A 6,861-nucleotide genomic window follows, 5' to 3' on the forward strand; every position below is an offset into this window, starting at 1 on the left:
GGGTTCAGTTGATGGACGCCGGATCCGTGTTCGCCCCACAAACCACGATTCCAATTTTGGCCCCCGCCGGCGGCACGAAGGCCCCGCAGATGAGCGCGGCCAGCGCCGTGGCCCCGCCCGGCTCGGTGACCAGGCGGCAGGCCTCCCACAGCGTCTGCTGCGCCGCGCGGATGGCGGCATCGGGCACCAGCAGCGCGTGGCCGATGCGGCGCCGCGCCACCTCGAAGCTCAGCCGGCCGATCTGCCGGGCGCCCAGGCTGTCGGCGGCCAGGCCGCTGACATCGACCGGCACCGGGTGGCCTTCGCGCAGCGCGGTGAACAGCGTCGGGCAGGTCTCCGGCTCGACCGAGACCACCTCGACCTCGTCGCCGTAGAAGCCGGCGACCCCGCCGATCAGCCCGCCGCCGCCGGTGGCGACCAGGACATGGGTCAGCGCCGGCGCCTGCTCGGACAGCTCCAGCGCCAGGGTGCCCTGGCCGGCCAGGACCTCGGGCTGGTCATAGGCATGCACCATCAGGGCGCCGGTCTGGGCGGCGCGGGCCTCGCAGGCCTGGCGCGCCTCGTCATAGCTGGCGCCGCCCTGGACGAGCGTCGCGCCATAGCCGCGGATGCGGGCGACCTTGGCGGCGCCGGTGATGTCGGGGACGTAGATCTCGGCCTTCACGCCCAGCGCCTGGGCGGCGTAGGCCACCGCCGCGCCATGGTTGCCGCCGGAGGCCGCGATCACCCCCGCCTCCGGCAGGTGGGCGGCGGAGAGCAGCCGGTTGAAGGCGCCGCGCGGCTTGAAGGAGCCGGTGGCCTGCAGCAGCTCCAGCTTCAGCGTCACCGGGCCGGTCGCGCCCGGCAGGCCGAGGTCGCCCGGCGGCAGGATCATCACCGGGGTGCGGCGGATCCAGGGCGCGATGCGGGTGGCGGCGGCACGGATGGCGGCGGCGTCGGGCGGGGTGGTCGGCAGGTCAGCGCTCATGCCCGCAACCCTGGCACCGGCCCCGCCGCCGGGCAACCGGCAGCCTGGCCGCGGGGCCGAAACCGGGACCCGAACCGGGGACTTGAAGGCCCTGTCCCGGGCGCAACCGGGGGTCGCCGGAGCGGGTGGCTTTCACAGCCGCCCCGATGCTGCCATATTTCAGCAGGTTTCAGAGTCTCCACCCCCCCACAGGGAGCCCTGTCCGAGTGATGATGCTGCACGGCAGCTGCGCCGCGCTGGAAGGCGAGGGCGTGTTGTTCCTGGGCCCGCCGGGCGCCGGCAAGTCCGACCTGCTGCTGCGGCTGATGCAGCGCGGCTGGCGGCTGGTGGCCGACGACCAGGTGGCGATCGCCCCGCGCGACGGCCTGGCCGAGGCGGATGCGCCGGCGGCGCTGGCCGGGCTGCTGGAGGTGCGCGGCCTCGGCCTGTTCGAGGCGCTGCCGCATGGCCCGGCGCCGCTGCGGCTGGTGGTGGAGCTGACGCCGCGCGCCGAGGTGGCGCGGCTGCCGCGGCCGCGGCAGTTCGTGGCGGCCGGCATCGCCCTGCCCTGCATCGCGCTGCACGGCTTCGACGCCTCGACCCCCGACAAGCTGGCCTTCGCCCTGGCCGCCAGCCAGTCCCGCCTGCGCCAGCGCGCCGGGGCCTTCGCCGCGTGACCCTGCCGCCCGAGTCGATGACGGCGCGTCCCCCCGCGGCGAATGACGGGGCGCGGCCTTTCGTCGTGGTCACCGGCCTGTCCGGCGCCGGCAAGGCCTCGATCCTGCGGATGCTCGAGGATCTCGGCTTCGAGAGCATCGACAACCCGCCGCTGGCGGTGCTGGAGGAGCTGGTGCGCGACGGCGGCCATGTGCCGCTGGCGGTTGGCCTCGACGCCCGCACCCGCGGCTTCGACGCGCTGGCGCTGCTGCAACGAATCGCCCGGCTGCGCACCTTGCCGGGGCTGGCCCCCGAGCTCATCTACGTCACCGCGGAACCGGCCGTGCTGATGCGCCGCTTCTCGGAGACCCGGCGGCGTCATCCGCTGGCCCCGGGCGGCTCGCTGGGCGGGTCGGTCGCCGATGGCATCGCCCGCGAGGAGGCGCTGCTGGCGCCGCTGCGGGATGCCGCCGATGCGCTGGTCGACACCACCGAGCTGCCGCTGCCCGAGCTGAGGCGCCAGATCGAGCGGCGCTTCCGGGTGGCGGAAGGGCCGGAGGGGATGGCGGTGGCGGTGCTGTCCTTCGCCTTCCCGCGCGGCCTGCCGCGCGAGGCCGACCTGGTGTTCGACCTGCGCTTCCTGCGCAATCCGCATTATGATCCGGCGCTGCGGCCGCAGACCGGACGGGATGCGCCGGTTGCCGCCTTCATCCAGGCGGATGCGGAGTTCGGCCCATTCTGGCAGCGCATGACGGCGCTGCTGGACCCGCTGTTGCCCCGCTATGCGGCAGAGGGCAAGAAATACCTGACCGTCGCCCTGGGCTGCACGGGCGGCAAGCACCGCTCGGTGCTGCTGGCCGAGATGCTGGCAGAGCACCTGGCCGGGCAGGGATGGCGGATCGATCTCCGCCACCGCGAGCTGGCCGCCGCCGAGAGGGTCCTGACCGGACCGCCGGCGATGGCCGCGCCGGTCGCGGCGGGACTCGGCGCCACCAGCCCTGCTGGCGGCGCCGTCGAGACCAAGGCCGAGCAGCGCGGGCAGGATGCCCATGCTGGACACCACGGGTCGGAAGCCCGTGCCGGCGCTCGCGCGCCGCTCCCTCATCCGGGTCGGGAGGACCCTACTTGCACACTGTGATGGCGTATTCCTGATGATCGGTCTGGTGCTGGTCAGCCACGGCCGCCTGGCCGAGGAGTTCCGCCTGGCGATGGAGCATGTCGTGGGGCCGCAGGCCCAGGTCGCGACGGTCTGCATCGGCCCCGAGGACGACATGGAAGGTCGCAAGCGCGACATCCTGGCCCAGGTGGCCGCCGTGGACAGCGGCGATGGCGTGGTGCTGCTGACCGACATGTTCGGTGGCACCCCGTCCAACCTGGCCACCGCGGTGGCGCAGGAGGGGGTCGCCGCCGGCGCCGCGATCGAGGTGATCGCCGGCGTCAACCTGCCGATGCTGGTCAAGCTGGCCCGCATCCGCAACGCCGAGCCACTGAGCCCGGCGGTCGAGCACGCGATGCGGGCCGGGCGGCACTACATCGCCTGCGCCACGCCGGCGCGCTGCCCGCCGCCGTCGGAGGTGGTGCTGCGCTGCGCCCAGCAGGCGGGGTGATCCAGGCGGGATAAAACTCCCGCCTGATGAAAGGGGGGCTGGAAAACCGGTCCCGTCCGAAAGATATGAGGATAATTATGGCTGAGGCGCAGCCCCCGCTCCGAGCAGCGGCGGCGCCTGCCATAATCCCGGCGCTTTGCCCGCCGATTCTCGCCGCGGGTCCGGGAACCGGGCACCAGACCAGGGGCCGCTTGGCGTCGCCGCCAGCGCCCGCAGCAGAGGGGCGAGACGATGCGCCTTGACCAGACCGGCCTGCTTTTCTGGCGCGTCCCCGCGCCCACCGCGCCGTCCGACGCCTTCGGCGCCGCCACCGAGCCGGCGCCCGAGACCGCCGCCGAGGTGGCCAATCCGCTGGTGCTGCGCAGCAGCATCCGCATCATCAACAGCCGCGGCCTGCATGCCCGGGCGGCGGCCAAGCTGGTCACCGAGGCCGAGCGGTTTTCCGCCTGCGTCACCGTCTCCCGCGATGGCCAGAAGGTGCCCGCCTGCTCCATCATGGGGCTGATGATGCTGGGCGCCGGCAAGGGCAGCGAGGTGGTGGTGGAAGCCGAAGGGTGGGATGCCAGGGAAGCGCTCGATGCGGTGGCCGGCCTGATCGAGGCCGGCTTCCATGAAGACTGACAAGAGCGCGGCGAAGGAAAAGGCCGAGGCGAAGGCCGAGGCCGAGACGCTGAAGGCCGAGGCGCAGCGCGCCGCCGAGAAGGCGGCCGAGGCTGCGCGCCTGGTCGAGAAGCTGGGCGACAAGCCGGCGGAGAAGGAGCCGCGGCGCAAGGCGAAGACCCGCGAGGTGTCGATCCGCGGCATCCCGGTCAGCCATGGCGTGGCGATCGGCGCCGTCTACGACACCTCGGAGGAGCCGACGCTGGCCCCCCGCCGCCAGGTCGAGGCCGGCCAGGTCGAGGATGAGCGCGCCCGGCTGAACGCCGCGGCGAGCGCCAGCCGCAAGCAGGTCGGCAAGCTGAAGGCGCGCCTCGGCGTGCTGCCGGAGGAGGCGCAGGAGGAGCTGGCGCCGCTGCTCGACGCCTATGCGATGATGCTGGGCGACAGCCGTCTGCTGCGCGGCGCCCGCCGCCGCATCGGCGAGGAGCTGCTCTCGGCCGAGACCGCGGTGCAGGACGAGGCCGAGGCCATCGCCGCCGTGATCCTGGCCGCCAAGGACGATGACAAGCCCGGGCTGAAGCGGCGCGCCGGCGAGGTGCGCGAGATCGCCCGCCGGCTGACCCGCAACCTGACCGCCACCCCCTTCCGCAGCCTCAAGGGCGTGCCGCAGGGCGCCATCCTGGTGGCCGAGGAGCTGACGCCGGCGGACGCCGCGCTGCTCGACCCCGCCCGCATCGCCGGCGTGGCGACGGAAGAAGGCGGCGCCGATGGCCATACCGCGATCATGCTGCGGGCGCTGGGCATCCCTTCGGTGCTGGCCTGCCCCGGCCTGACCGAGGCCGCCAACCGCGGCGACGAGGCGGTGCTGGATGGCAGCGCCGGCACCATCGTGCTGCGCCCCGGCCCGGCCGCCATGGAGGCCGGGCGCGAGGCGCTGGCCGCCTATGCCAAGGAGAAGACCCGGCTCGGCAAGCTGCGCCGCCTGCCCTCCATCACGCTGGATGGCGAGGAGGTCGAGCTCCAGGCCAATCTGGAGATCCCGGCCGAGCTGCCGCTGATCGCCCAGGCCGGCGCCCAGGGCATCGGCCTGCTGCGCACCGAGTTCCTGTTCATGAACCGGGAGGACCTTCCGGACGAGGACGCCCAGTTCCACGCCTATGGCCAGATCGTCGGGCCCCTGGCGGGTGACCAGGTGACCATCCGCGTGCTCGACTGGGGTGGCGAGAAGGACATCGAGGCCCTGGCCGAGGGCATCGAGCCCTATCACGCCGGCCCCAACCCGGCGCTGGGCCTGCGCGGCATCCGCATGCTGCTGAAGCGGCCCGAGCTGCTGGAGGCGCAGTTCGCCGCCATCCTGCGCGTCGCCGCCCAGGGGCCGGTGCGCATCCTGCTGCCGATGGTCACCATCCCGGCCGAGGTCGCCCAGGCGCGCGAGATCTATGAGCGCGTCGCCCGCCGCCTGCGCCGCAAGGGCGTGCCGCTGCCGGAGAAGCTGCCGCCGCTCGGCGCCATGATCGAGACGCCGGGCGCCGCGCTCGCCGCCGACGCCATCGCGCTGGAGGCCGATTTCTTCGCCATCGGCACCAATGACCTGGCCATGTACACCCTGGCCGTCGACCGGGCCGAGGCGGAGGTCGCCCATCTCTACGACCCGCTGCACCCGGCGGTGCTGCGGCTGGTGCAGTTCGCGACGGAGGCGGCGCTGCGGCTGCGCATGCCGGTCTCGGTCTGCGGCGAGATGGCGGGCAATCCGCGGCTGGTGCCGCTGCTGCTGGGCCTGGGCATCCGCACGCTGTCGATGAATGCCAGCGCCATCCCTCGCGTGAAGCAGGTGGTGCGCACGCTGAAGATCGACGACTGCGCCCGCTTCGCCCGCCGCGTCATGGAGCAGAGCGACCCGAAGCGCATCCAGGAGCTGGTCATGGCCTTCGGCGAGCCGGCCGCGGCCAAGGACTAGCTTCCCTCGCCTTTGCGATCGCGGATCGAGATGGCAAGCTCCCGGTGCAGACCGGGAGTTTTTTCATGTCCGACGCCGCCGCCACGACCGAGAGCCCAGCCCAGGCGCTGATGCAGCGCCTCTTCGGCGAGGACCTCTATGCCGGCTTCACCCCCGAGCTGCCGCAGGACCTGCAGGGCTGGAACAGCACCCACCCGACGCTGGCCCGCCTGGTGCAGGAGGTGAAGCCCAAGACCATCATCGATGTCGGCGTCTGGAAAGGCGCCTCGGTGGCCTTCTTCTGCAAGGCGATGGCCAAGCATGCCCTGCCCGGCGCGGTGATCGCGGTCGACACCTTCCTCGGCAGCCCCGAGCACTGGAATCGCGAGCGCAAGGACAACATCTTCGCATCCCTCCGGCTGCGGCACGGGATGCCCGGGCTCTACTGGCAGTTCATCAGCAACATGGCGCATCTGGGGCTGCAGGACCGCGTGGTGCCGCTGGCGCAGACCAGCGAGAACGCCGCCGTCATCCTGCAGCGGCTGCGGGTGAAGGCCGAGCTGATCCATATCGACGCGGCGCATGAATACGAGCCGGTGCTGCGCGATGCCCGCCGCTTCTGGGCGCTGCTGGCACCGGGCGGCGTGCTGGTCGGCGACGACTATCCCTGGCCGGGGGTCGCCAAGGCCGCCCAGGAATTCGCCGCCGAGATCGGCCAGGAGCTGGTGGTCGAGGACCCGAAATGGATCCTGCGCAAGCCGCTGAAGAAGTGAGCGGGCCGACCGCGTGATCGTCGCAGGCCGCTCCGCGGCCGGAGACGTTAGTCACCCGGTCCGACGATAAGCTGCCGCCCTGGCTTAGCGCGTCAAGGCGGGCGAGGAGGGCTGCGGCGCGGAGCGGATCGCCGTGTTGGCGCGCTGCGAGTCGTAGCGGTTGCGGTCGCTCTCCAGGCGGGTGCGCAGCCGCTCCAGCTCGGCCTCGCGGGCGGTGAAGCGGCGCTGGGCGACCGCGTCGCTGCGCAGCTGGGTGTTGCGGGCGCCCTCGCCGGTGCTGCGGCGGGCGACCGTCGCGCGGCGCGGCGCGGCGGTGCGGCGGGCGGCGGCGGCGCGGCGGGT

The 6,861-nt window shown here is 73.2% G+C and carries 8 protein-coding genes; 6 read left to right on the top strand and 2 right to left on the bottom strand.

Annotation, left to right across the window (positions count from 1 at the left end):
- Nucleotides 1–4: 4 nt before the first annotated feature.
- On the bottom strand, nucleotides 5–967 hold the full coding sequence (locus tag GVN67_RS15435) for a threonine/serine dehydratase (RefSeq protein WP_159997507.1): 963 nt from the start codon (nucleotides 965–967) through the stop codon (nucleotides 5–7).
- 209 nt (nucleotides 968–1,176) lie between these two features.
- On the opposite strand from GVN67_RS15435, the gene GVN67_RS15440 reads away from it, so the two are divergent.
- The 6 genes from GVN67_RS15440 to GVN67_RS15465 all read left to right on the top strand — a co-directional run bounded on the left by GVN67_RS15440 (nucleotide 1,177) and on the right by GVN67_RS15465 (nucleotide 6,519).
- The gene (locus tag GVN67_RS15440) at nucleotides 1,177–1,623 is read left to right on the top strand and encodes an HPr kinase/phosphorylase (RefSeq protein ID WP_235035321.1); all 447 of its coding nucleotides are present in this window, start codon (nucleotides 1,177–1,179) and stop codon (nucleotides 1,621–1,623) included.
- Nucleotides 1,620–2,741 carry an RNase adapter RapZ gene (rapZ, locus tag GVN67_RS15445; RefSeq protein ID WP_235035320.1) on the top strand — a complete coding sequence of 374 codons (1,122 nt, stop codon included), beginning with the start codon at nucleotides 1,620–1,622 and terminating at the stop codon, nucleotides 2,739–2,741. Before GVN67_RS15440 ends, rapZ begins: the two co-directional genes overlap by 4 nt.
- A gap of 13 nt (nucleotides 2,742–2,754) precedes the next feature.
- On the top strand, nucleotides 2,755–3,210 hold the full coding sequence (locus GVN67_RS15450; RefSeq protein ID WP_159997511.1) for a PTS sugar transporter subunit IIA: 456 nt from the start codon (nucleotides 2,755–2,757) through the stop codon (nucleotides 3,208–3,210).
- Between the two features lie 231 nt (nucleotides 3,211–3,441).
- Nucleotides 3,442–3,831 carry an HPr family phosphocarrier protein gene (locus tag GVN67_RS15455; RefSeq protein WP_159997513.1) on the top strand — a complete coding sequence of 130 codons (390 nt, stop codon included), beginning with the start codon at nucleotides 3,442–3,444 and terminating at the stop codon, nucleotides 3,829–3,831.
- On the top strand, nucleotides 3,821–5,767 hold the full coding sequence (gene ptsP / locus GVN67_RS15460; RefSeq protein WP_159997515.1) for a phosphoenolpyruvate--protein phosphotransferase: 1,947 nt from the start codon (nucleotides 3,821–3,823) through the stop codon (nucleotides 5,765–5,767). Before GVN67_RS15455 ends, ptsP begins: the two co-directional genes overlap by 11 nt.
- 65 nt (nucleotides 5,768–5,832) lie before the next feature.
- Complete coding sequence (locus tag GVN67_RS15465) at nucleotides 5,833–6,519, top strand: class I SAM-dependent methyltransferase (protein ID WP_159997517.1); 687 nt, start codon at nucleotides 5,833–5,835, stop codon at nucleotides 6,517–6,519.
- Between the two features lie 84 nt (nucleotides 6,520–6,603).
- On the opposite strand, the gene GVN67_RS15470 is transcribed toward GVN67_RS15465, so the two are convergent.
- The coding region (locus GVN67_RS15470; protein ID WP_159997519.1) for a hypothetical protein at nucleotides 6,604–6,861 on the bottom strand (258 nt) is incomplete at its 5' end.

The sequence above is a fragment of the Roseomonas sp. 18066 genome (genome assembly GCF_902706185.1).
Lineage (GTDB): Bacteria > Pseudomonadota > Alphaproteobacteria > Acetobacterales > Acetobacteraceae > Pseudoroseomonas.